Raw genomic sequence first — 22,614 nt, 5'->3', positions numbered from 1 at the left:
TTATTCTTGGTTCGATAAATGTTCAATCGCTTTTTTATAATAGCGACTCTCTTCCAAGCCTTCGGCTTTGAGAGCGTTCGTATACACGATCAAGCGTTCGTCGATTTGTTTGACGATTTCGTCAAAATCATCGGTTAGCGTAATTAAATTCACGTCTTCCTCTCGAATCACACGGTTTTCGACCATCGTCGTTTTAATAAAATCATACAATTTTTCCCAATAACTTTTGCCGTACAAAAAGATACTGATCTGCGTAATTTTCCCCGTTTGCGTCAACGTCAAAGCTTCAAAAAGCTCATCCAGCGTTCCAAATCCGCCCGGAAAGATAACATACGAAAGTGAATATTTAATTAACATCACTTTCCGCACAAAAAAATAGTCGAAACTTAGATGTTTGGTCGTATACCGATTGCCCGATTGCTCATGCGGGAGATTGATATTGAGCCCGATCGATTGTGCCGATTTAGCATCGAACGCACCTTTGTTCGCCGCTTCCATAATACCGTGCGATCCGCCGGTCACGATCGTGTACCCTTTTTTCCCGAGGCGATGAGCAAGGGCATAAGCTTCTTGATAGTAATGATGATCGGGATGAAACCTTGCACTGCCGAAAAACGTCACCGAAGGTCCTAAATCCTGTAATTCGTCAAACCCTTTAACAAAATCGGACATAATGCGAAGCACGCTCCACTCGTTAGAGTGTTCGGTATCTTTAATATGGGAAGGTATTTTCATCATGCTACGCTTATCGTAATTTTTCCAAGCGTTCGCGCTTCGTGCCGATTTCTCCGATTTGAACACCGAAGTTACCGTCGACGATCACGACTTCGCCCATAGCGATCAGCTTATCCCCGACCAAAATTTCCAGAGGATCGTTCGCCAATTGATCCAGCTCGATGACCGATCCGATGTCCATGCTTAAGACGTCTTTGAGCAACATCTTCTTTGAGCCGATACGCACGCGAATCGGGAGCTTAACGTCTTTAATCAACTCGATATTATTCAGCTCTTCTTGCGTCATTCCTCCCGAGGAGCGTTTCATTTCGGGTGTGGGAGCTTCTTCGAATAAGGAGACGCTCGGACTTTCTTTGGGAACGGTGACCGTCTCGCCGATGAGCGGTGCCAACTCGTGCGTAATCGCAAAAGAGATGACATCATGCGAATGGTGAATTGCCAAGTGGTAGATAAACAGTTTTTCAAACGCTTTAAAATCGACTTCTCCCGTGGCGTCGATATACTCGACGTTATCGATTTCAAACTCAATTTTAGGCATATTTTTTTGACTGCCCAAAGAGCGTGAAAACGCACTTAAGATATTCGAGACGATCTCTTTAATCGCATCGAGGTCTTCTGCGTCCATCTCCTCCTTTTCGTTTCCTTCTCCGCCGAGCATCATATCGCCGATAGCCGTAGCAATCGAAGTCGCAACGGTCACGCGCATCTGTCCGTGAACTTGACCGCCAACCGTGACATCGAGCTTTGCTAAAGGCGGACTCAATTTTAATTTGCTTTCGCCGTTTTCTTCTTTATTGAGTTCAACCGTAGGGGCAACGCCGGTAAGTCCTTCGATCGTCGATACGATCTCTTGCTCCAATAACTGTACGAATGTTGTATTCACGTTTTTCCCCTATGCCTATATTTGCGTTTCAAACGACGATATTTTTGATTTGCGGATCTGTTCCAACTCTTCAAGCGCGCTTTTAATTTCGTCTTTATCGGTACGAACCAACTCTTCGATTTTAATCGATTTTCGAAAACGGTGCAAGCCGATTTCGGCTAAGAAAAGCTCTTTTTTATCGATCATAACGATCGCCTTATCGTCTGCGGCGCGATCGAGACGGATAATATCGCCTTTTTTAAGATCCAAAAGTTCTCCGACGCTTAGTTCCGCTCTGCCGATAATCGCCTCGTTAAAGACTTCCGCACGCGAAATCAAGGTATTGAGCTCTTTGTTGCGGCTCTTTTTGGCACTCGTTTCGCCGAGCATAATATCGCGGTTTGCTAAACGCGATAAAATCGGTTCAAGGTAAATAACGGGATAACAAAGGTTGATCATACCGCTGGAGTTACCGATGATAATTTCCATAACGACCATAATGACGATTTCGTTTTGCGAAACGATCTGTACGACGTTGGGACTGGACTCTTTGGTTTCGACGGTAGGGTACATGTCGGTAATCGGAGCCCAACCCTCTTTCAAACGTTGCATGATAATGCGTAAAATCGCATCCAAAAGATTGAGTTCGATATCGGTAAGCTCTCTGGTCGCCTCATACGCTTCGCCCATGCCTCCGAGCAATCGATCGATCATAGGAAATGCGATGGAAGGGTTAATCTCGATAATACAATTGCCGTCAAGCGGTTTAATCGAAAAAACGTTAAAACTCGTCGGACTCGGGAGCGACATCAAAAATTCGCCGTAGGTCATCTGATCCACCGAATGAAGTTGGATTTCGACGATACTTCGCATAATAGACGAAATCTGCGATGCCAAGTTTCTCGCCATTTTGTCGTGAATACCTTTCACCGCGCGTAATTGTTCTTTTGAAACGCGGTTTGGACGTTTAAAGTCGTAAAGAATGACTTGTTTCGTCTCGCCGGTATCGCCTTCACTAATCAGCGAATCGCCGTCTTCCTCGACAACTTCTAAAAGGGCGTCGATCTCTTCTTGACTTAAAATATCAGCCATGGTATAGTCCCAACCGTTCTTTAATCTTCGCTAAAAGCTTCTTATGAATCTGAGAAATTCTCGACTCGCTGATCTCCAATATTTCGCTAATCTCTTTTAAATTGAGTTCTTCAAAATAGTACAGTTGAATAATCATCTGCTCTCGTTCGCCAAACGTCGATAAAATAGCGTGAACCATCTCTAAAAGCTGGTCTTTTTCGACTTTTTGCGCCGTATCTTCACCGGAAAGTACCGTGATTTGTTCATTCAGCGACATGACCGAAACAATCATGGCACTGTTGCGCGCTTCGGCGATTTTTTCGATGTCTTCGTTTAAGATCTTTGCCAAATAAGCATCGTCGGGTTCTTCGCCGTGCTCGCCTAAATAAGCGGTAATTTCTTGATCGACCAGTTTAATCAAACGTCGGTTAGAACGGCTCATCGTATCCAAAGAGCGTAAAAAATCGAGCATCGCTCCGTAAACGCGTTTTTTTCCGTAGCCCCAAAAGGAGTCGTTTTGCTCTTTATCGTAACGACGCGAAAGTTTAATCATCTCTTCGGTGCCGATCGAAATCAAATCGTTCACGTCCACTGAAGAAGGCAGGCGTTCCCTTAAGCGATACGCCATCGCTCTGACCGCGGGAAGGTACTGCAAAACAAGCTCGTCTTGCTCTTTTTTTAAATTTTGACTGTACGGGTTAGGCTGCTTTTTTAACGTAGGATTCATGACTCTCCGTTGAGCCTTTCACGAGCTTTTCATACTGTTGGTTCATCAAATCGATACCGCTTAATAAATTATCCATAATTTTTTCCCTGTCCTCAAGCTCATGGATAAAATAATCCCCGATCTCTTCATGATCTTTTTTATTAAAAATATAGGTGCTCAATCGATCAAAATCAAAGAAATTCATAATGGCAACATGAATAATCAAATAAAACGTCAGCGTAATCTCCAAGGTGTAAAAGAGCATCTCCTCGGGTTCGCTAAAATTTAAAATTGAAAACGCCAAACCGATAAAAAACCCGCACACGGTAAAAAAATAGATAAAATTGTCTGATTTGACCATGCCCAACCTTTGTGAAATGTATCTAAAATTGCTCTATAATACGCTTAAAGAAGCTTCCGAAGCTTTTATTCGTATCACTTTGAAGCACTTTTCGTTCCAATTTATACACCAGATTATTGACGATACGCTTCATATCCAAAGACGCCAACGAATTGGGTGCGTCGTTGGTAAACAGCGTGCGTTGTTTAATGCTCTTTGAGACGATTTTATCTTCGGGGAGTTTTCCGATCAGATTTAGTTTTAATCCGTTGCCGATATTGGCTTGAGCGACTTTATTAATCTTATCAAAAACGAGTTGCGCCTCTTTTTCGCTCTTAACCATATTTAAAATCAGATGAATATACGATTGGGTTTTACTCGTAATTTTAATCGTCGCGTACGCGTCGGTAATCGCGGCAGGATCGGGGACGGTTACGACGATGACTTCGTCGGCGGCTTCAAGAAAAAGCTGAATATGCTCTCCGATACCCGCTCCCGTGTCGATAATCATAAAATCCAAATCATCAAGCACTTTTGTCTCTTCCAAAAAACGTTCGAATAAAAACTGTTCGGAATACTTCAGAATCTCGTCACCGCTTTCTCCGGGAATCAAGATAAGATTCTTTTTAATCGGAACGATGACGTCGTTTAAAGAGCATTCGCCTTTGAGTACATGTAAGATATTTTTATCGATACGCACGTTTAAAATAACGTCCAAATTCGCAAGACCGATGTCGGCGTCGAAAAGCCCGACTTTATAACCGTTATTGGCTAAAATATTTGCCATATTGGCGCTGATAGTGCTTTTACCTACGCCTCCTTTACCGCTCGTGATCGCGATAAATTTCGTGCGGCTTGCCGCCTCGCCGTTCGATGCCGCACCGACGAGCTCTTGAAGTTTATTTGCTTGCGTTTGCATGTTCACCTCTTTTTTTCTCAAAACCGTCTAAAATACACTCGACTAAAAAATCGCTGGAGGCGGGAACGATATCGTCCGGAACCTCTTGCCCGATCGAAAAGTAACTCACGGGCTTGTCGATATCGTAGATCAAAGAAAAAATCGTTCCAAAAACTTTGGTTTCGTCGAATTTGGTAAAAATAAGCGTGTCGATCGTTAAAAAGGAGAAGTTATGATAAATCTCTTTGAGGTCTTCGAGCTTGCTTCCCGCGGAAAGCACTAAATTGACGTCGATTTGAAGATCGCTTTTTTGAAGAAACGTGTTGAGCTTCATTAATTTTTCTTTATCGTACTGCGAACTTCCGACCGTATCGATCAAAATGACGTCGCAATGGCTGAGCGACGAAAGCGCTTGGTTAAAATCGTTCGGTTCTACCACGTCTTCGATCGGCAAGCGCATCATTTTAGCGTATTGAAAAAGCTGTTCCACCGCTCCGATTCGATAGGTATCAAGCGTTATAATGCCGACTTTGGCGCGTTTTTCCTGAATATACGAATAGCGCGCCGCCAACTTGGCGATCGTTGTCGTCTTTCCCACGCCAGTAGGTCCGACGAACATCATAATGCGCTTGCTTCCTTTGGGAAGCTCGGTTTCCATACGTACGGGAATCAATTTGCGAAGCAAAACTTGAAAATAGCGTTTAATCGTCTCGGAACTGTTTTTCATACGACTGGGCATATGTTCCAACGTCAAATTCATAATATTTTCAAGATGATCTTCGCCCATGCCGCTGGTTTTGGCAAGTTTATAAATTTCGGCAAACTCGGAGGGAATCGCCAAATGATTGCGATGGTGCGCTTTTTCTTCCCAAAACATCTCTTGAATCAACTTGATTTTATCGGCAAGTTTAGTAATCTCACTTTTAATTTCGCCGATGCTTTCGATATTTTGAGCTTTATCGACGGCTTTGGAAGCACTACCGAAACTTCCCGTATCGCCCGTTGCTTGGGCGATTTGAGAAATCTGTTTCGCCGCCTCGGAGAGGCTCAACAATACGTCCTCGCCGCTTTTGTATTTTGACTCGATCTTAGGTTCTGACTTTTGCACTGGAAGCTGTTCTTCGTCCACCGCGACCACCACTTCGTAAAGTGCGCTCGTACTAATCGTCTTTTTGCGCAGTTGTTTGGTGCTGATGACTAAAGCATTCTCGCCGCACTCACGTTGAGCGAGTTTGAGTGCTTCTGCCGGTGTTTCACCGCTAAACGTATGAAATTTCACCCATTATCCTTTGAAACGTTTTAGCATAAAAAGCGGAACGACGACCGATAAACGTTCGCTCCATCGAGGATGCGGGAGCGTCAACCGTGAATCGTTGCGTCGAAGACGATCGAAAAATATTATATCCAAATCAAGCGTTCTTGGTCCATTTTTAAAGCGTCTCACGCGTTTAAATCGTTTCTCTACATGTAAAAGCATCGTAAGCAACGCTTTAACATGTAAAGAAGTCTCTACGAGCATTACCGCATTGTGAAAATCGTTTTGTTCGTAATAGCCAAAAGGCGGATTTTGCAAAACGGGCGAACTCTCTTGGATACGCAAGCGCGGATCGTTTATAAAAAACCGATAGAGGTTGCGAAAACGTTTTTTAACATCTCCCTCATTGCCTCCGATACCGATCAATGCTTCGTATTTAAACCGTTTGGGCAAAGACGAACGCATCGGAAAAAAACGGATTTTTTCTAATTTCACCCCAGAACCTCAGCGCCGTTTGCTCGTACGACGATCGTATCTTCGATACGCACGCCAAACTCTCCGGGCAAATAAATCCCCGGCTCGATCGTAAATACCATATTTTCTTCGATGATCGAGGAGGAACGTGCTCCGATCACGGGCAGTTCGTGAATGTCCAATCCCACGCCGTGCCCCGTAGAATGCACGAAATACGCTCCAAAGCCCGCTTTTTCGATAACGTCGCGCGCGGCTTTGTCGATCTCTTTGGCTTGAATGCCCGCACGTACCGCCTTAAGTGCGGCTTCTTGGGCAAACAAGACGGTATCGTACACTTTTTGTCGGCGTGCATCGTTGAAACGTTGCTCTTTTTCAAAGCCGAAATGTTCGTTAAAATAGCTCGTACGCGTACGATCGGAACAGTAGCGTCGGTATTTTACGCCCGCATCGAGCAACACGAGTTCGCCGTGTTCTAAACGCTTACCGGTAGGAAGCGCATGCGGTTTGGCGGCATTTTCGCCGAATGCAACGATCGGATCGAAACTCAGCCCCAACGCACCCTCGTTTTTAAAAATCGCTTCGGCTTCGAAAAAGGCACGTTTTTCATCGAGTCCTTCATGCGTTTTTAAAAACTCCCCAAAGCGCGCAAACGCCTCTTTGCCGTACCGTGCCGCTTGTTTTAAAAGCGCCAACTCGGCTTCGCTTTTCACGATACGTTTTTCTTGCGAGAAATTGGCTTTTCGTTGAAAATGGACGTTCAATGTGGAGCTAAGACGCTCATAAGCGTCCACGCTCCACTCGCTTGGATTGTAAACCAAACGTGAAATGCCGCTTTTTCGTACCAACAGACGAACCGTTTTCAACAAATCGCGTCTGTCGCCTAAAACAACCTCGGCATTTTGAATCGCCTGCGTTGCTTCGGTCGTATAACGTGCATCGGTAATGAAAAACGCTTCACTGCCGAGTTTCAGAAAAATCGCATTATCGCACGAAAAACCGCATTCGAAATACTGTGCGTTTTCGTCTTTGAGGATATAATTCATTTACGCTTTGGCTTGTCCGGCGGCTTGCGCTTTGCGAAGCGCGTCGAGTTCGCCTAACATTTGCATCATTGAGATCATGGCAAGGTGATAGCCAAAAGGTCCAAAACCGCTGATTTGTCCCGTACAAACCGCTGCAGTCATACTTTTTTGACGAAACTCTTCTCTACGGTAGATATTGCTGATATGCACTTCGATCGCGGGAAGCGAAACCGCACTGATCGCATCGCGAATCGCGATAGAGGTGTGCGTATACGCCGCCGGATTGATGATGATACCGTCGGCATCGCCCAAACACTCTTGGATCTTATCGACGATTTCGCCTTCCAAGTTGGATTGAAAAAATTCGATCTCAAAATTATTTTGTTTGGCGACCGCTTCCATTTGCGTATGAATTTCTTCTAATTTCATCGCACCGTAAACGTTTGGTTCGCGGTAACCGAGCATATTGAGATTAGGACCTTGAATCACGACTATTTTCATGAATAACCTTTATTAAAAATTTGTTCTTATTATATCAGCGGTTAGTTTAGGATACAATTACGCGATTTTATTCGCATTTCACTCAACGCAAAAGAACGCAGAACACGCCTTTAGAGCTAAGCTCTAAAACGAAGTTTCCGTGAAAAGCTACGTTAACACTGGGTTTTGCCAGACGCAATGCCCGCGCACCCTTCGGTGCTTTTTTATCTTTGTCACGCCTTTAGAGCTAAGCTCTAAAAGCTACGTTAACACTGGGTTTTGCTCGGCGCAATGCCCGCGCACCCTTCGGTGCTTTTTCTTACGAAAAGGTATTTTGTAGGAAGTTGAATACTCTTCTTTGGAAGAACATAAAGGAAAAACGTGAAGTTATTGATTGCCGATTTCGTCCTAACATGTAACGCGACGTTTGAGATCATCGAAAAAGGCGGCGTCGTTTTCGACGAAACGATTATCGACATAGGACAAAGCGATGCGCTTCAAGCGCGTTATCCGGACGCTACGCTGATTCAAACACCGCCTCATAGCATTATTTTGCCGGGCTTGATTAACGCCCATGTGCATTTAGAGTTTAGCGCCAACCGTACGATGCTTCGTTACGGCGACTTTATTCCGTGGCTTCAATCCGTCATTCAACACCGCGAAGAGCTCAGCGCACTCGCAACGCATGAACACATCGCCGCCGCGCTTCGCGAAATGCTTCAAAGCGGAACGACGACCTTAGGTGCCATCAGCAGTTTCGGAGCCGATTTACACGCTTGCGTACAAACGCCCCAACGCGTCGTTTATTTCAATGAAATTTTAGGCTCCGCTCCTAGTGCGGTCGATGCGATGTACGCAGACTTTGCGAGTCGCTTTGAGGACTCAAAAGCTCACGAGGGCAATCGTTTTATTCCGGCTATTTCGGTTCATTCACCCTATTCGACGCATCCGATTTTGGCGAAAAAAGCCTTGCAAAAAGCACGCGAAGAGGGGTGCATCGTTTCGACGCATTTTATGGAAAGCCTTGCCGAGCGTGCTTGGCTCGATAACGCCGAGGGGGATTTTCAACCCTTTTTAAGCGCGTTTAATCCCCACGCAAAACCGATGTGCGATGCCTTAGAATACCTTGCCCTGTTTGAAAACGTTCCGACGCTCTTTACCCATGCGGTTTATGCCGATACCGAAGAGCTGCACGCCCTTTCCGATCAAAAAGCAACGCTCACGCATTGCCCCGTTTCCAATCGTCTTTTGGGCGCAGGCAAACTTGACATCGCCAAAGTGCTTGCCGCAAAAATAAACCTTACCTTAGGTACGGACGGACTCAGCTCCAACACCTCGCTTAGCCTTTGGGACGAGATGCGAAGTGCTTTGATGATGCATTACGAGCGCGATCTTACGACCTTGGCAAAACTGCTCTTGCAAAGCGTGACATGTAACGCGGCAAACGCCTTAAAACTTCCGTGCGGATCGCTTGAAAAAGACCGCTATGCCGACCTTGTCGTCGCAACGCTTCCGCAAGCGTGCGACCGAGAAACGCTGATCGTACAAACGCTCCTACACACCCGTCGCATGGAAGCGATTTATATTCACGGAGAAGCCTTATGTTAAACCTACTCAAAAAACCCTTTATCGTCTTAGGTGCGATTTTAAACTACGTTCAAACCCACTTTAAAACCGTCGTCTTACTCTTAATCGTCGCATGGATCGTCGTCTCGCAAGAGGAGATCAAAGAGCCGAACCTTGCGATCGTCAAAATCGAAGGCGAAATCTTAAACATCGACGAAATTTTGGATACGATCGAAAAAGCCGAAGAAAACGACCAAATCAAAGGCGTACTCTTACATGTCGACTCTCCCGGCGGCGCACTTGCTCCTTCCATCGAACTCTCGTTAGCGGTTAAGCGATTGGCGGAGAAAAAACCCGTCGTCGCGTACGCGGCGGGAAGCATGACCAGCGGCAGCTATTACGCTTCGATTTGGTCGAACACCATTATCGCCAATCCGGGTGCCTTTATCGGCTCGATCGGCGTACTTTTCCAAGCACCCAACGTCGCCGAATTGGCTAAAAAACTAGGTATTTCGGAGCAGATTATTACCGCCGGCGAATACAAACAAATGGGAACGTTTACCAGAGAGTGGACGCCTAAAGAGAAAGAAGCACTCAAAGGTCTGATCGGCGATGCATACGACCTTTTCGTCAAAGACGTAGCAACCGCGCGCGGGCTGAACCTTGCGAAACCCGACGAATTTGCGAACGCACAGGTTTTTATCGCCTCTAAAGCCTTAAACGTTCACCTCATCGACGAAATAGGTTCAGCACAAGAGGCGAAAAAGAGGGTTGAAGCTTTGGCGAACGTCGCGCATCCCGTTTGGGAAAAACCCGACCCGATGGACAAGTGGATGAAAAAACTCGAAAGCTCGACCAAGCTTCCGCTTCTCAATTTAACCGGGTATCTTAAATGACAAAAGCCTTATTGTCGACGCAACTTCTCCAAACGGCGTACGTCTTTTTAGGCGCATTATCGATGGCGTTTGGCGTCGTATGCTTTCTCTCCCCTAACGGTGTGATTACCGGAGGGGGCATCGGTATTGCTTTGATTTTGCACTTTTTCATCACGCAACTCACGTTAGGAACGCTGATCGTATGCGTGAGCATTCCTTTTATCGTTTTAGGGTACGTCTATTTCGGCAAACTCTATTTTCTAAAAACCTTGGTCGCGCTTTTTGCAACCTCTTTTTTTACCGATCTTTTTCGCGAAGCCTTACACCTCAAACCGCTGAGCGACGATTTATTGCTTGCGGCGGTATTCGGGGGTATTTTTATCGGTCTTGGCGTAGGCTTGATTATCAAAGGACGTTCTTCGACCGGAAGCACCTCCGTTGTGGGAGAAATCGTCGCGCAAAAGACGAAGTTCAAAGCTGCCGAAGTGCTTTTGAGCATCGATCTTTCGATTATGATCGTCTATATTTTTGCCTACGGCGATATTTCAAGAGCCCTTTACAGTATGTTCGGCGTGTACGTCACGACCAAAGTGATCGATACGATCATTACGGGTCGTCCGTCTAAAAAAGTCGTCAAAATCATCTCTAACAACGTTGAAATCCTCACCGAGCAGATTCGAGATCGCATCGAAGAGCACGGTACGATCTTTACGGGAACGGGATTGCATCATGAAAAGCAGATTAAAACGATGATTTTACTGTCCGTCGAAGCCTCGAAAATTCAACTCTTAAAAGATATTATCCGTGAATACGATCCCGAAGCGTTTCTGATCATTTCCGAGGCAAGCGAATTTTTAGGTAGAGACTAACGCGCTACAACGTCAAAGAAAATTTAACGATGGCAAAGCCTCCGAAAATCAACCATACAAATAAAATCGTCGCTAAATAGACCGGCTTCATACCCACGTTTTTAAACTTGCTCGCATTGGTTTCCATGCCCAAAGCACTCATCGCCATGGTCAACAAAAACGTGTCCAAGGCGTTGATCGTATCGACGACATGTAAGGGCAGAAGATGCAGCGAATTAAACCCCGCAACGACAATAAACAAAACCGCAAACCACGGTATCGTAATCTTAGTTTTGGTTTTGTAAATCGACTTGGAGGCACGCGTTAGCCAAAGTCCCAAAAGAATCAAAAACGGCGCCAACAACATAACGCGTATCATCTTAACGATCACGGCACTTTGCGACGTTTCATCGCCGATGGCATTTCCGGCGGCAACAACGTGCGCAACTTCATGCAAAGTTCCTCCTACGTAAATACCCATTTCGGAGGGACTCAAAGGCACAAACCCGGCACGGTACAAAAAGGGGTACAAAAACATCGCTATCGTTCCAAACACGACGACCGTGGAAACGGCAATCGTGCTTTTATACGCTTCGGCTTTGACGACGGGCTCGGTTGCCAGAACCGCCGCCGCTCCGCAAATGGAACTGCCCGCCGCGGTCAAAATCGTCGTCTCCTTATCGAGTTTTAGCAGTTTCGTCCCGACCAGATAACCGATGATAAACGTCAATGAAACGACCAATACGCTCGTAACGACGCCCGCCAAACCGACTTCGAGGATATTTTGAAACGTCAAACGAAAACCGTAAAAAACGATCCCCGTACGTAAAATCGTTTTAGTCGAAAATAAAATACCCGCAACCCACTCCTGCGGCAACTTGGAACGCAAGGTGTTAGCATAGAGCATTCCGAGCACAATGCCCACGATCAACGGGCTTAACCCCAAATGTTTAAACAGCTCAAACTCGCTCAAGTACGTAGCACTCGTCGCAAAAAGTGCGACAAACAAGATACCGCTTAGGGTATGAGACCGATTTTCTTTACGAAACATTCCGCTTCCTTCTAAAAATTTCAACCATTATAGGAGCTTTTTATTCATAAACAAAATAAATTAAATTTGCTATAATCATTAATATTTTAAATCAATTTCGTGTAAAAACGATTCAATAAGTCCTACGACCTCGCGTTAGCACATCATTTCTAACGTGTAAAAAGCGCTTGACGCTAATTTTGAAGAAAGAAAGAAAATGACGCTCAAAGAACTCTCTTTTTTTTACCGTTTATGCGAAGAGCCCCATTTTTCCAAAACGGCACAAAAGTTAAACATCACGCAATCGGCACTCTCCTTGGCGATCAAATCGCTTGAGCACGACATCGGTGAACCTCTCTTCGATCGCATCGGGAAAAAGTTGGTTTTAAGCGAAACGGGAAGACTTTTTAAAGAGCTAACCTACCCTGCTTTTACGGCACTTTTAGAGGCTCAGAGTTTGTTTAGCGGCAATGCGCTTTTGGGTATTTTGAAAATCGCTTCGAGCAAAACTATCGGCGATTATTTGACGCCCCGCATCGTGTTTGATTTTCTACTGTACCATGAAAACGTACGCATTCACAAAGAGATTCATAATTCGGCAACGATCATTCAGATGGTTAAAAACGGCATCATCGATGTAGGATTTATCGAATCGGCATGCGATGAACGCGAAATCGTCAAAGAGACGATCGGCTATGACGAACTCATCGTCGTCACCGGCGATGGCGCATTGGCAAATCGGTGCGTCTACATCGACGAATTATTCGAAAAAAAGTGGATTTTACGGGAAAAAGGATCGGGTACGCGCGAAGTTTTTTTAGAAGCATTAGGGGAGATTGCGCGTTCTTTGCCCGTCTTCACGGAATTTAGCGAATTTGAAGAGGCGAAAACCCTTCTGTTACACTCTGCGGATATTATGACGTGCGTCTCGCGCGTCGTCGTCGAAAAAGAGCTTCAACGTCGCGAACTCTTTGAAGTTCAGCTCAAAAACGTCTCGATTCGTCGTCCGTTTTACCTGATTTACCACAAAGACAAGTACCAAAGCAAACTTTTGAGTACGTTTAAAACGCATGTCCTAAACGTACTCCGTCCTTCTTAAATTAACACGCGTTTTGGCGACGATAGTCGATAATCTCTTCGATAGAGACGATCGGGAAACCGCTTTTGCGCGCAAAAGCGCGTACGTCTTCTCCTTTAGTCATCGTGCCGTCCGGATTGGTCAGCTCGCACAACACCGCATAAGGCGAAAGTCCCGCTAAACGCATCAAATCTACCGAAGCTTCGGTATGACCGTCCCGTTCCAGCACGCCGCCTTCTTTGGCGCGAAGCGGAAAAACATGCCCCGGAGAGACAATTTTGGTTTTACCGTTTGGATGAATTGCGGCTTGAATCGTTCTCAGACGATCTTTGGCACTCACGCCCGTACTGACGTCTTCTTTGGCTTCGATGGAGACGGTAAAGCCGGTGTGAAATTTGGATTGGTTGTGCGCGACCATCATCGGCAGTTCCAACGCATCCACTTTTTCGGAAGGCAAACACAAACAGACGATTCCGCTGCATTCGCGAATCAGCAACGCCGTTTGTTCCAACGTTAGCGTTTCGGCATGAAAGATAACGTCGGCTTCGTCTTCACGATCGTTTCGGTCGGTAACGATAACGCCGCTACGGTTGCGTAACGCTTCCAAAGCGTTCGAGAGGGAGGTAGGCGCGACAAAACGCGCGCAAGGTTGATTCATGGGTTACTCCTAAGAAAATGAGTAAACTTACCAGAATCAGGGCATGTTTAATACTTAGAGACACGACCTTGTCATACAACAATGGTAATAAAGGACTCTATTCTCTCTCATCCGGACTGTAACCGTTGGTTTTGGAGTTGCACCAAATCTGCTTGACCCTTCACATTCTTACATGTAAAGGCGCTCGCGGACTCTCTTACATGTAAGATTACCGCCAGTAGGGAATCGCACCCTGCCCTGAGAAATAAGTTTCGTTGAAATCATACAACCGATTGGCTTAATTAAAAACGCTTTTTAAGACTATTCACGATACCCGAACTTATCACCAACGCCAATCCGATAAAATAAACGGGTAAAATCGGCTCGTCAAATACCGCGATGAGAAAACTTGCCGACAAAACGGGCGTGATAAAAATAAAAGGAGCGACAAACGATGCATCGGCGTTTTGCAGCGCCTTAATCCAAAAGAGATACGAAATGCCGTTTAAAAAAACACCGTTAACGGCGATAAAGAGCCACTCTTGTGCCGTGGGAAACGTAAAGCTTGAAAACGTCTCCATCGAAATAAACGAATACACCACCGCCGTGAAAAAGTAGACGCTCACGGCATTGGTTAGATTGATGCTCACTTTTTTACTGAGCACCGAAAAAAGCGCGAACGAAAAAGCACCGATTAAAACGGTGATAATGACGCCGATATTACCAAAATCGACTTGCGCCAAATCGCCTTTGGTAATGACAATCGCCACGCCCGAAAAACCCAAAATCAACGAAACGATTTTAGCAAATCCGAGACGTTCTTTCAAAATAAAGAGCGACAAAAGTACGATAAAAATCGGCCACGTGTATTGCATGACCAAAACTTCCAAACCGTTGGCTCTTTCGTAGCCGAAATAGAGCAACAAATAAAACAAGAAGTCTAAAAAACCAAGACCCAATAGCGCAAGATACGTTTTAGCCGAGTATTTGAGCAATTCATGCGTCCGTTGACGATACGTCGCCACCGCCAAAAGCGATAAAAACGACACGACGCTGGAGTAAAAAAGATACTGATGATGATCGAGTCTGGATTGGGAAAGTTTGGCAAACGTCGGGATCATCGACCATAAAAAAATACAAAGTGCCACATAAAAGATGCCCTGTGCTTTTTTGGAAAGCGGTTTCATTCACGTCCTTTTTGAAAAATTTTATTATAACGTGTTCTTTCAAAATTGCTATAATTACGTAAAAAGAGCCATAATGAACGATCTTATCGCCAAACTCCCCAAAGCCGAACTTCACCTTCACATCGAAGGCACCTTAGAGCCAGAACTCCTGTTTACGTTGGCGCAAAAAAATAACGTCGTTATCCCTTACCCCAGCGTTGAAGCTGTGAAAGAAGCTTACCGTTTTACCTCGTTGCAGTCGTTTCTGGACATCTATTACGCTGGAGCGGCGGTACTCGTCGACGAATCTGATTTTTTTGAACTGACGTGGGCGTATCTTCTTAAATGCCAAGCCCAAAACGTCTTACATGTAGAGATTTTTTTCGACCCGCAAACCCACACCGCCCGCGGTATCGCGTTTGAAACCGTCATAAGAGGCATTACCCGTGCGTTAGAGCGCGCCGAAGCGGAGTTGGGTATCAGCGCGTATCTCATCATGTGCTTTTTACGCCATTTAAGCGAAGAATCGGCGTTTGAGATGCTTCAAGCATCCCTTCCGTTCAAAGAGAAGATTATCGGCGTAGGACTCGATTCCAGCGAAGTGGGACACCCGCCTTCCAAATTTAAGCGTCTCTTTGAAGCCTGCGCAAAAGAAGGCTACGCCATCGTCGCGCACGCCGGCGAAGAGGGAGATAGTGGCTATATCTGGGAAGCGATTCGATTATTACATGTGAGCCGTATCGATCACGGCATTCGCTGCGACGAAGACGACTCGTTGGTTGCTTACCTTAGGGCGCACCGCATTCCCTTGACCGTTTGCCCGCTTTCCAACGTCAAACTCCGTGCGGTCAACGATATGAAGCACCATAACATTCTCAAACTTCTGCATCAAGGGCTTTTAGTGACGGTCAATTCAGACGATCCGGCGTATTTTGGCGGCTATGTCAACGAAAACTACGAAGCACTGATTCAAAACTTACATGTCAGTCCCGAAGAGCTCAAAATTTTGGCGAAAAATTCGTTTGAAGCCTCGTTTTTACCGCAAGAACGCAAAGAGTATTTTTACCGATACATCGACGCGCTTTGAGGAATACTCCTTGCACTCTTCTTGCATGACATGTAAGGAGTTAACGATGGACGAAAAAGAGCTTAAAAAAGAGTTGGCGCGTCTGAAGCGCATTGCGGTAGAAATTGCCGGAGAGATTCACGACATCGTCGAAGATACCTTATGGGTCAAGTACGAAGAACTGCCGATTCTCTCGGCTAAGGTCGTCGAAGCGGTCAAAGAAGCTGAAGCGTTTAAAAAAACTTACGGACTCTAAAAGGCTACGAAGAAAAAACCTTCGTAGCCAAATGATTACTCTACCAGACGCTTGCCCGGAGAGTCTTGGTATTCCGCGTCCGATTCGCTCGGATTGGGGATACGTTTGCCTAAAACCGCCGCCGTGATCTGCATTGCGACCTCTTCGACCGCCATATCGACGACTTCGTCGGCAGGAATGTAATCTCGTGCGTCAAACGTTTTGGATCCTTTGCCCGTAAAGGTTCGAGCGAATACCGACGTTCCGTCGCTTGCACGCGTAATCTTGATATTGATCTTACATGTAGCGTTAATTGCATAACGTCGATGCGTACCGTCGGGAACTTTACGAATACCGCCCAATTGCATTTTCACAATATCGCCGGTTAAGACATAATCTCCCGCGCGTTTAGCAATCGCCTTTTTAGCCGCTTCTTCCGATGTCTTGGCACTCATATATTCGGGATTTCGCGTGCCCAGTTTCACACCGCCTTCGCTCAAAGCCGATTCAATCATACCGGTCAATTTTTCCGAGTCGAAACTCTTCTCGACGATCACTTTATCGGTGCTCGCGTGAAATTCGCTCTCGTCTTTGGACTTAAGATCGTATTTGCCGTCAAAACTCCCTTTGGATTGGGCACTTGCGCTTCCGCTGTAATAGCCCTCGCGATAATTTGCATCGTAGGAAGCGGAGCCTTTTTCATGAGCATAACCTTTGAGCGACGACTCGGCTCTTGCGTATTCGTCGTAAAACTCGCGCGTCACTTGATACGTATAGCGCAAAGGCATTACCACGACGCTTTTGTCAAACGGAACCACCTGAGCATACGCTAAGCATTCCGCCAGCAAAAGAGCTACCACTATTTTTAGGCTAAATCGTTTCATACGTTACCAACCTAAAGAGGGTTTTTTGCTAACCTTACGAATCTCTTTTTCGTCTTCCCACAAAATCTCGCTGCTTTGAGGGTCAACCAACTGCAACATAATACTGTAGTAATTGTCTTGGACGTTGGCGTTGGCTTTTTTAATCGAGCGAACGGTTCCCGTAATCACATAATCAAAATCCGTCATTGCTTTGACGTTCTTTTTCTTCGTCGAAGTCTCTAAGAAATCTCGTGCCTCATTGACTTGTCCTAAGTTCGCGCTGTCCGCAACAAAGCGAACCGAACCGGATTTAAGAAGTTTCGATCGAATTTTTTCGGTAATCGCACGCGTATCGATATGCTCGTAACTTTGGTTTTTGACTTCCATCAAACGTACTTTCGGAGGTTGTTGCGCTTTCGCGATGTAGCGAACTTCCAAAAGCGATTGCGCCATCATTTCGGCCGTTGCTTGAAGATCGGTCGAACCGAAATCTGCCGTGACCGTTTCAACCGCTTTGGCATCGCCGTACGCAACGTTGCTATCGCCGCCGTCTACTTTTCCTGCTCCTCCGGTCGTGGCACATCCGGAAAATAATAATGCGGCTACCGCCGCGCTACCGATAATTTTTGAAATAGAACCCATAGGCGTACTCCTTATTTTTTGGTTGAAATAATTAATTTATAATCAACGATAGAAGGTATTGTAGCAGCTTCTACCACTTTAATCTTTTGATTTCCGATGACGGTTTTCGGTCTCCAGCTGGTCGTCTCTTTGAGTTGACCGTACTGATCGTACCATTCGACTTGGTACACGAAATCGCGTTTTTCACCGTTATCCGCATTGATAAACTCTGCCATCAATTTCAAAAAACCGTTCTCTTTAAACAACTTAATATCACTGACGAGTACGTCCATATCGTCAACGTAATTGACTTTATCGACGCTAAGTGCTTTATTGCGTTCCATCACGGCATCGCGTTGCATTTGCGAATTTTGATTGGCGCATCCGCCGAGCATTAAAAGAGCGATCGCACTCAAAGCCAACGATTTAATATTCAACATGATCGACCTCCACGTTTTGACTAGAAAGATACGAAACGAGAATCAAAGAGCCGTTTTTGGTCTCCTGAGGGATTTGAACACCGAACTCTTGACCTCCCAGTTTCACGATGACAGTATCGCCTTTTTTCGCTGAAACTTTCGATAAGTATCCGGAGTTAGGAAGCATCTCCCAGTTTCGATAACTTTGCTCCATCGTGCTTGACGTAACGTCCATCAAAATCGACGCCGCCAAACCGCCGAGCAAGCCGCCGTGATCGGACGCTTGTTTGGCTACGACGCCTTTGGTCGTCGCACGAACGACTGATTTCATAATTTCCAAAGGAAGCTCGTCTTTGAGCGTTTTATACGCCATTTTGTCCGTTTTTAAAAGTCTAGGAGAAGCACTCTCGCCCATCAACGGCGAATAGATATTGACGTAAGAAATATCGTCTTTGGGGTGTTTGAGCGAAGGAAGGTCTAGCACCGTATAATAATTTAAACTCGGTAAGGGAAAGCGAATCTTGTCGATACTTTGCACCGGCGCTTGTCCCGTAAACGTTACGACGTAAACATCTACCGTATCGGGTGTTGCTTTTTGTTTGGAAGGTGCAAACACCGTAGACGCTTCCGGAGAGAGTGCTACCGCTCTTTTTTGGCTGATTTCAGAGTATTGCGTGTCGTTGGAGATACGACTGACGACGGCACTTAGAGCATACGAAAAAGCATCTTGATAGTTGTTTGCCATCGCTCTCACGTCGGGGTCTTGTAACATTTCGCCCATTGAATAGCCTGCGGGAATTTGATCGGTATTGGGATTGCCCTTAACCTCTTCTTTCTTTTTTTGCGTTTCGGAGAGTTTTTCTTCGGACTCTTTGAGCCAGAATTCTTGACGTTTTTCCATTTTACGCATTTCAACCGTCGCACCCTCAAAATTGCCCAGCATCGCATAGTTAAGCCCGTTTAACGTATGCATCAGCGTTCGCTCGTACCCTTTGCCGTAGTACGTTTCCGCACCTTTAGAGAACAACAACGATCCCATACCTGCTCCGACGTTTCGCATGCTTACTTCCGCGCGCGCTTCGTACTCGTCTAAAATCGCCTCTGCTTTACCGAAAGCTTCGATCGATTTTTCGTATTGTTTATTGCTTTGATACAAGCGTCCCAAGTTCAACCAATGCCACATTTCGCTTTGTGCCGAGGTATCTTTTTCCATCTGTTCGATGGTTTTAGCGACCGTCTCTTTTTGATTTGCCCCCGCTTGTAACTGTTGCGTCGACACCGCCGGCGTACATCCCGTTAAGAAGAAAAATGCGACAACACTACTGATACCCAATGCCCCAAAACGATTCATAGCAATCCTTTTTATGGAAGATAAATAACCTGTCAAACATCAAACCTTTACATCGTAAAAATTTGCCTATCATAGGCAAAAAATATTTAAATTTTTATTATTATGGTAAGAAAAGAATCGAACGATATACGACCGCATTGTAACCTACTATCGTTACGTCTTGCGTTATAAAAAAGGTACCGATCTGCTCGCCGATCGCAAAGAAGGTTACAGGTCTAAAGGTCGTTTGCTTAAAGCTTGGGCTAGAAGGATTGTCGAGGGGGTTTGAAGTTCAAATACTTCGTCGATTTCGATGGTTTCGAGTGCTACTTTTTTACCCTTTCGGACGATTTGTGCATAACACTCTTTTTGCTCTCGTTTGGGCTCTTTTGCGCTCAACGCATTGCGATACGTTAAGAGACGTTGCTCGTGCGTGCTCAAATTTTGGCGCGTTTGAAAGACAAGGCGTTCGAGTAGACCTTGACGCGCATACGCCTTTTCGCGCAATAAACGTTCGAAACGTTCGTTTAATTGCCCTTGCAATAAAGTGATCTCGCTTTTCCATAATGCCATTTTACGATCGATAGAGTGTTGATGAAACAACTCTTGAAGCCGCGTTAACGCAAGAACTTTCGTATGCAATAAACGTTCGACCAAACGTTCGTAGTGTTGCGCCGTGTCGTCTAAGCGCTGGAGCATTTCGATTTGATCGGGAAGCAACATCTCCATCGCCGCAGAAGGCGTGGGAGCGCGAACGTCCGCTACAAAATCGCTAATTACGTAGTCGATTTCATGCCCGACCGCGGAGACGATCGGCGTTTGACATGTAAAGATAGCATCGGCGACGATCTCTTCGTTAAACGCCCACAAATCTTCGATACTACCGCCGCCGCGCGCGATGATAATCACGTCTACGTTTAAGCGATCGGCTTTGGCGATATTCTCCGCAATGCTAAACTTGGCATTTTCGCCTTGCACCAAAGTATCCAAAAGCGTTATCTTTACGAGCGGCCAGCGTTTTTGAGCGACTTTGAGCATATCTTGGAGTGCAGCTCCCGTCGCCGACGTTACTAATGCGACATGTTCGACGAATTTGGGAAGCCTCTTTTTTCGCTCCGCATCAAAATAACCTTTGGCAGAAAGTTTTACTTTGAGTTGTTCGTATGCTTTAGCAAGCGCACCGCTACCGGCGGGCTCCATGCTAAGGCAATTGATTTGGTACGTTCCTCTGGGAGAAAAAACCGATAATGCGCCGTGAACGATCACCGCCATACCCTCTTCGAGCTGAAATTTGAGGGCTTTGGCGTTGCCTTTGAACATCACGCAAGCAATCGCGGAATCGGCGTCTTTAAGCGTAAAGTAAAGATGCCCCGAGCTGTGGTACGTTGCCCTTGAAATTTCTCCCTCGACGCTAACATGTAAGAACGTCGCTTCCAAAAGCGACTTGATCTGGTTGTTGAGGCTTGAGACGCTTTGCGTTTGACTCATCGTTTTCGAGCAATAACCAAAGTCGAAATATCCATCGAAAAACTTTTGCAAAATTCGGTTTCAAATCCCGCATCGTCCAGCTCTTTTTGGAGCATGCTTGCGGTTAAAAAACCTTCGATGGAGTTAGGAAGGTATTCGTACGCCGCTTTATTTTTGGAGATGAGTCCGCCTAAAATCGGCAAAATTTTCGTGAGGTAAAAATCTTTAATCGTAAAAAACAAGCCTTTTTTATCGTCTTTCGTAAACTCCAAAATCACAACGTAGCCGCCTTGTTTGAGCACCCTCGCAAACTCTCTAAAAGCTTCTTGACGTTTCATCACGTTGCGAATACCGTAACTGATGCTTACAATATCCGCGCTTTCGTTTGCTAAAGGCAATGCCGTCGCTTCGGAGATAAAAAACTCGAATTCCGGAAATTTTTGCTTCCCGACGTCACTCATTCCCACAGAAGGATCGACGCCCATGATTTTGCCGATCTGACGGTCTGCTTTAGTCGCTTGTTTTGACCAATAGCCCATCATATCGCCCGTTCCGCATGCGACGTCGACGATAAGTTCGATAGGTTTGTTATAGCGTTTAAACGTTTCGTCGCACGCTTTTTTGCGCCACTGAATATCGATCCCCATGCTTAAAACACGGTTTGCCCTGTCGTACGTACCTGCGATCTCATCGAACATTTGAACGATTTTTTGCTGTTTAGTGTCGGTATTTTCCAAAAATGAATCCTCTTAAGGCGAACATAAAAAGAATATTGTAGCGAATGAAGTTTTAGATAGCCTTAGCGTATCGCTTTTTTGAGGCGTTTTACCAGTGCATTGGGCTCTTTTTTGACCATTTTTTTGATGAAAAAGAGTAGAGGTTGATTGCCTTTTTTTTGGAGAAAAAAGTCGCTTTTTTCCGTTAAAAGCGTCTGTATATCCCATAAAAAAGCCTGATAAGCAGAGCTTTGCATACGATCTAACAGTGCCGTACGCTCTTTACATGTCAAAACACCCAAGACGTTTTGCAAACGATCGATCATCGCCGTATCGAATAAGAAGCGGGAAATTTTAAGCAGCATCGCGATACGTTTGAGTTGCCGATACGTTTTTTTAAGTGCGTCGCCTTCATCGTCGAGCAAGGCTTGCACCGCATTTTTTAAACGTAAAGTTTCATGGTAAAGAAGCACTTTAAACACTTTTTGGGCACTCATCCCGCCCATAAACGTAAAGTCCATCGAAACGTCCGCCAATCTATCGCATTTGGCAAAAACCGTCTGTTCGTCAAAATCATACTCTTCGGGAAAGCCGAAAAGCTTCACAAAGCGGTTTTTATAGCGCCGATCGTTCGTGACGTCGCGCAGAATATGCAAAGCGGCGTCTTCGTTCAATACCGCAAGCGTCGCTTCGTCGTCATAACGTACGCCTAAAACACCGAATGTCGCATACGTGTCGCAATAAAATTGATCGATATTTTTTTTATATGGAGTCGAAGTGCTCTGCAAATAGCCAAGCACTTCATGGGGGTGTTCAATCAGGTATTTTTTTTTCCAAAACGACTTTTTCACAAA

The 22,614-nt window shown here is 45.5% G+C and carries 26 protein-coding genes and 1 riboswitch; of the genes, 6 read left to right on the top strand and 20 right to left on the bottom strand.

Annotated features, from left to right (window positions below; all coding sequences use genetic code 11):
* The 10 genes from OA34_RS01460 to aroQ are packed head-to-tail and all read right to left on the bottom strand — an operon-like array spanning position 1 to position 7,864.
* Positions 1 to 735 carry an LOG family protein gene (locus tag OA34_RS01460; RefSeq protein ID WP_039672451.1) on the bottom strand — a complete coding sequence of 245 codons (735 nt, stop codon included), beginning with the start codon at positions 733 to 735 and terminating at the stop codon, positions 1 to 3.
* A gap of 10 nt (positions 736 to 745) precedes the next feature.
* A complete protein-coding gene (fliY, locus tag OA34_RS01455) occupies positions 746 to 1,618 on the bottom strand; it encodes a flagellar motor switch protein FliY (protein ID WP_039672057.1) in 873 nt (290 codons plus the stop codon).
* Between the two features lie 15 nt (positions 1,619 to 1,633).
* Complete coding sequence (gene fliM / locus OA34_RS01450) at positions 1,634 to 2,689, bottom strand: flagellar motor switch protein FliM (protein ID WP_039672056.1); 1,056 nt, start codon at positions 2,687 to 2,689, stop codon at positions 1,634 to 1,636.
* Positions 2,682 to 3,395, bottom strand: coding sequence for an RNA polymerase sigma factor FliA (locus tag OA34_RS01445; protein WP_039672055.1), 714 nt, complete (start codon positions 3,393 to 3,395; stop codon positions 2,682 to 2,684). The genes fliM and OA34_RS01445 overlap by 8 nt, the downstream gene beginning before the upstream one ends.
* Positions 3,367 to 3,735 carry a hypothetical protein gene (locus OA34_RS01440; RefSeq protein ID WP_039672054.1) on the bottom strand — a complete coding sequence of 123 codons (369 nt, stop codon included), beginning with the start codon at positions 3,733 to 3,735 and terminating at the stop codon, positions 3,367 to 3,369. Before OA34_RS01440 ends, OA34_RS01445 begins: the two co-directional genes overlap by 29 nt.
* 22 nt (positions 3,736 to 3,757) lie before the next feature.
* Positions 3,758 to 4,633, bottom strand: a complete 876-nt coding sequence (locus tag OA34_RS01435) for a MinD/ParA family protein (protein WP_039672053.1) — start codon at positions 4,631 to 4,633, stop codon at positions 3,758 to 3,760.
* A complete protein-coding gene (flhF, locus tag OA34_RS01430) occupies positions 4,614 to 5,891 on the bottom strand; it encodes a flagellar biosynthesis GTPase FlhF (RefSeq protein WP_039672052.1) in 1,278 nt (425 codons plus the stop codon). The genes OA34_RS01435 and flhF overlap by 20 nt, the downstream gene beginning before the upstream one ends.
* Before the next feature lie 3 nt (positions 5,892 to 5,894).
* Positions 5,895 to 6,362, bottom strand: a complete 468-nt coding sequence (gene folK, locus OA34_RS01425) for a 2-amino-4-hydroxy-6-hydroxymethyldihydropteridine diphosphokinase (protein ID WP_039672051.1) — start codon at positions 6,360 to 6,362, stop codon at positions 5,895 to 5,897.
* Positions 6,359 to 7,384 (bottom strand): M24 family metallopeptidase, encoded by a 1,026-nt coding sequence (locus tag OA34_RS01420; RefSeq protein ID WP_039672050.1) that lies wholly within the window; start codon positions 7,382 to 7,384, stop codon positions 6,359 to 6,361. Before OA34_RS01420 ends, folK begins: the two co-directional genes overlap by 4 nt.
* Positions 7,385 to 7,864: a type II 3-dehydroquinate dehydratase gene (gene aroQ / locus OA34_RS01415; protein ID WP_039672049.1), complete on the bottom strand. Its 480-nt coding sequence runs from the start codon at positions 7,862 to 7,864 to the stop codon at positions 7,385 to 7,387.
* Between the two features lie 360 nt (positions 7,865 to 8,224).
* On the opposite strand from aroQ, the gene mqnF reads away from it, so the two are divergent.
* The 3 genes from mqnF to OA34_RS01400 are packed head-to-tail and all read left to right on the top strand — an operon-like array spanning position 8,225 to position 11,153.
* Positions 8,225 to 9,451 (top strand): aminofutalosine deaminase family hydrolase, encoded by a 1,227-nt coding sequence (gene mqnF / locus OA34_RS01410; protein ID WP_039672048.1) that lies wholly within the window; start codon positions 8,225 to 8,227, stop codon positions 9,449 to 9,451.
* Positions 9,445 to 10,305 (top strand): signal peptide peptidase SppA, encoded by an 861-nt coding sequence (gene sppA, locus OA34_RS01405; protein WP_039672047.1) that lies wholly within the window; start codon positions 9,445 to 9,447, stop codon positions 10,303 to 10,305. Before mqnF ends, sppA begins: the two co-directional genes overlap by 7 nt.
* Complete coding sequence (locus OA34_RS01400; RefSeq protein ID WP_254376797.1) at positions 10,302 to 11,153, top strand: YitT family protein; 852 nt, start codon at positions 10,302 to 10,304, stop codon at positions 11,151 to 11,153. The genes sppA and OA34_RS01400 overlap by 4 nt, the downstream gene beginning before the upstream one ends.
* Before the next feature lie 4 nt (positions 11,154 to 11,157).
* On the opposite strand, the gene OA34_RS01395 is transcribed toward OA34_RS01400, so the two are convergent.
* Complete coding sequence (locus tag OA34_RS01395) at positions 11,158 to 12,183, bottom strand: YeiH family protein (RefSeq protein WP_039672046.1); 1,026 nt, start codon at positions 12,181 to 12,183, stop codon at positions 11,158 to 11,160.
* Between the two features lie 196 nt (positions 12,184 to 12,379).
* Between OA34_RS01395 and OA34_RS01390 the strand changes: the two genes are divergently transcribed.
* Positions 12,380 to 13,261 carry a LysR family transcriptional regulator gene (locus OA34_RS01390; RefSeq protein ID WP_039672044.1) on the top strand — a complete coding sequence of 294 codons (882 nt, stop codon included), beginning with the start codon at positions 12,380 to 12,382 and terminating at the stop codon, positions 13,259 to 13,261.
* Position 13,262: 1 nt separating this feature from the next.
* Here the strand turns inward: OA34_RS01390 and ribB are convergent, their stop codons facing one another.
* Entirely contained in the window at positions 13,263 to 13,898 is a 636-nt protein-coding gene (gene ribB / locus OA34_RS01385; protein ID WP_286682786.1) for a 3,4-dihydroxy-2-butanone-4-phosphate synthase, read from the bottom strand.
* 95 nt (positions 13,899 to 13,993) lie between these two features.
* A riboswitch (FMN riboswitch) is annotated at positions 13,994 to 14,147 on the bottom strand.
* 32 nt (positions 14,148 to 14,179) lie between these two features.
* Positions 14,180 to 15,064 (bottom strand): DMT family transporter, encoded by an 885-nt coding sequence (locus OA34_RS01380; protein ID WP_039672043.1) that lies wholly within the window; start codon positions 15,062 to 15,064, stop codon positions 14,180 to 14,182.
* A gap of 73 nt (positions 15,065 to 15,137) precedes the next feature.
* Between OA34_RS01380 and OA34_RS01375 the strand changes: the two genes are divergently transcribed.
* Positions 15,138 to 16,130 (top strand): adenosine deaminase, encoded by a 993-nt coding sequence (locus OA34_RS01375; RefSeq protein WP_039672042.1) that lies wholly within the window; start codon positions 15,138 to 15,140, stop codon positions 16,128 to 16,130.
* Positions 16,131 to 16,176: 46 nt separating this feature from the next.
* Positions 16,177 to 16,365 carry a CCE_0567 family metalloprotein gene (locus OA34_RS01370; RefSeq protein WP_039672040.1) on the top strand — a complete coding sequence of 63 codons (189 nt, stop codon included), beginning with the start codon at positions 16,177 to 16,179 and terminating at the stop codon, positions 16,363 to 16,365.
* 35 nt (positions 16,366 to 16,400) lie between these two features.
* On the opposite strand, the gene OA34_RS01365 is transcribed toward OA34_RS01370, so the two are convergent.
* The 7 genes from OA34_RS01365 to OA34_RS01335 all read right to left on the bottom strand — a co-directional run bounded on the left by OA34_RS01365 (position 16,401) and on the right by OA34_RS01335 (position 22,611).
* On the bottom strand, positions 16,401 to 17,228 hold the full coding sequence (locus OA34_RS01365) for a hypothetical protein (RefSeq protein WP_254376801.1): 828 nt from the start codon (positions 17,226 to 17,228) through the stop codon (positions 16,401 to 16,403).
* 3 nt (positions 17,229 to 17,231) lie between these two features.
* Complete coding sequence (locus tag OA34_RS01360) at positions 17,232 to 17,849, bottom strand: penicillin-binding protein activator LpoB (RefSeq protein ID WP_039672037.1); 618 nt, start codon at positions 17,847 to 17,849, stop codon at positions 17,232 to 17,234.
* Positions 17,850 to 17,860: 11 nt separating this feature from the next.
* The gene (locus OA34_RS01355) at positions 17,861 to 18,268 is read right to left on the bottom strand and encodes a DUF1425 domain-containing protein (protein WP_039672036.1); all 408 of its coding nucleotides are present in this window, start codon (positions 18,266 to 18,268) and stop codon (positions 17,861 to 17,863) included.
* Entirely contained in the window at positions 18,255 to 19,598 is a 1,344-nt protein-coding gene (locus OA34_RS01350; RefSeq protein WP_039672035.1) for a COG3014 family protein, read from the bottom strand. The genes OA34_RS01355 and OA34_RS01350 overlap by 14 nt, the downstream gene beginning before the upstream one ends.
* Before the next feature lie 207 nt (positions 19,599 to 19,805).
* Positions 19,806 to 21,065 (bottom strand): exodeoxyribonuclease VII large subunit, encoded by a 1,260-nt coding sequence (xseA, locus tag OA34_RS01345; protein WP_039672034.1) that lies wholly within the window; start codon positions 21,063 to 21,065, stop codon positions 19,806 to 19,808.
* The gene (ubiE, locus tag OA34_RS01340) at positions 21,062 to 21,781 is read right to left on the bottom strand and encodes a bifunctional demethylmenaquinone methyltransferase/2-methoxy-6-polyprenyl-1,4-benzoquinol methylase UbiE (protein WP_039672033.1); all 720 of its coding nucleotides are present in this window, start codon (positions 21,779 to 21,781) and stop codon (positions 21,062 to 21,064) included. Before ubiE ends, xseA begins: the two co-directional genes overlap by 4 nt.
* A 62-nt stretch (positions 21,782 to 21,843) precedes the next feature.
* Positions 21,844 to 22,611, bottom strand: coding sequence for a hypothetical protein (locus tag OA34_RS01335; RefSeq protein WP_039672032.1), 768 nt, complete (start codon positions 22,609 to 22,611; stop codon positions 21,844 to 21,846).
* Between the last annotated feature and the right edge of the window lie 3 nt (positions 22,612 to 22,614).

It is taken from the genome of Sulfurospirillum sp. MES, assembly GCF_000789415.1.
Lineage (GTDB): Bacteria > Campylobacterota > Campylobacteria > Campylobacterales > Sulfurospirillaceae > Sulfurospirillum > Sulfurospirillum cavolei.
The sequence above is the reverse complement of the archived record's forward strand: the minus strand, read 5'-3'. Positions and strand labels throughout refer to the sequence as shown.

Coding starts and splice junctions, on each gene's coding strand:
- OA34_RS01390 (WP_039672044.1), top strand. CDS start 12,380: ATGACGCTCAAAGAACTCTCTTTTTTTTACCGTTTATGCGAAGAGCCC.
- OA34_RS01370 (WP_039672040.1), top strand. CDS start 16,177: ATGGACGAAAAAGAGCTTAAAAAAGAGTTGGCGCGTCTGAAGCGCATT.
- aroQ (WP_039672049.1), bottom strand. CDS start 7,864: ATGAAAATAGTCGTGATTCAAGGTCCTAATCTCAATATGCTCGGTTAC.
- OA34_RS01350 (WP_039672035.1), bottom strand. CDS start 19,598: ATGAATCGTTTTGGGGCATTGGGTATCAGTAGTGTTGTCGCATTTTTC.
- OA34_RS01400 (WP_254376797.1), top strand. CDS start 10,302: ATGACAAAAGCCTTATTGTCGACGCAACTTCTCCAAACGGCGTACGTC.
- OA34_RS01440 (WP_039672054.1), bottom strand. CDS start 3,735: ATGGTCAAATCAGACAATTTTATCTATTTTTTTACCGTGTGCGGGTTT.
- OA34_RS01435 (WP_039672053.1), bottom strand. CDS start 4,633: ATGCAAACGCAAGCAAATAAACTTCAAGAGCTCGTCGGTGCGGCATCG.
- OA34_RS01395 (WP_039672046.1), bottom strand. CDS start 12,183: ATGTTTCGTAAAGAAAATCGGTCTCATACCCTAAGCGGTATCTTGTTT.
- OA34_RS01420 (WP_039672050.1), bottom strand. CDS start 7,384: ATGAATTATATCCTCAAAGACGAAAACGCACAGTATTTCGAATGCGGT.
- OA34_RS01445 (WP_039672055.1), bottom strand. CDS start 3,395: ATGAATCCTACGTTAAAAAAGCAGCCTAACCCGTACAGTCAAAATTTA.
- OA34_RS01375 (WP_039672042.1), top strand. CDS start 15,138: ATGAACGATCTTATCGCCAAACTCCCCAAAGCCGAACTTCACCTTCAC.
- OA34_RS01360 (WP_039672037.1), bottom strand. CDS start 17,849: ATGGGTTCTATTTCAAAAATTATCGGTAGCGCGGCGGTAGCCGCATTA.
- OA34_RS01365 (WP_254376801.1), bottom strand. CDS start 17,228: ATGAAACGATTTAGCCTAAAAATAGTGGTAGCTCTTTTGCTGGCGGAA.
- xseA (WP_039672034.1), bottom strand. CDS start 21,065: ATGAGTCAAACGCAAAGCGTCTCAAGCCTCAACAACCAGATCAAGTCG.
- OA34_RS01460 (WP_039672451.1), bottom strand. CDS start 735: ATGAAAATACCTTCCCATATTAAAGATACCGAACACTCTAACGAGTGG.
- sppA (WP_039672047.1), top strand. CDS start 9,445: ATGTTAAACCTACTCAAAAAACCCTTTATCGTCTTAGGTGCGATTTTA.
- OA34_RS01355 (WP_039672036.1), bottom strand. CDS start 18,268: ATGTTGAATATTAAATCGTTGGCTTTGAGTGCGATCGCTCTTTTAATG.
- ribB (WP_286682786.1), bottom strand. CDS start 13,898: ATGAATCAACCTTGCGCGCGTTTTGTCGCGCCTACCTCCCTCTCGAAC.
- OA34_RS01380 (WP_039672043.1), bottom strand. CDS start 15,064: ATGAAACCGCTTTCCAAAAAAGCACAGGGCATCTTTTATGTGGCACTT.
- fliM (WP_039672056.1), bottom strand. CDS start 2,689: ATGGCTGATATTTTAAGTCAAGAAGAGATCGACGCCCTTTTAGAAGTT.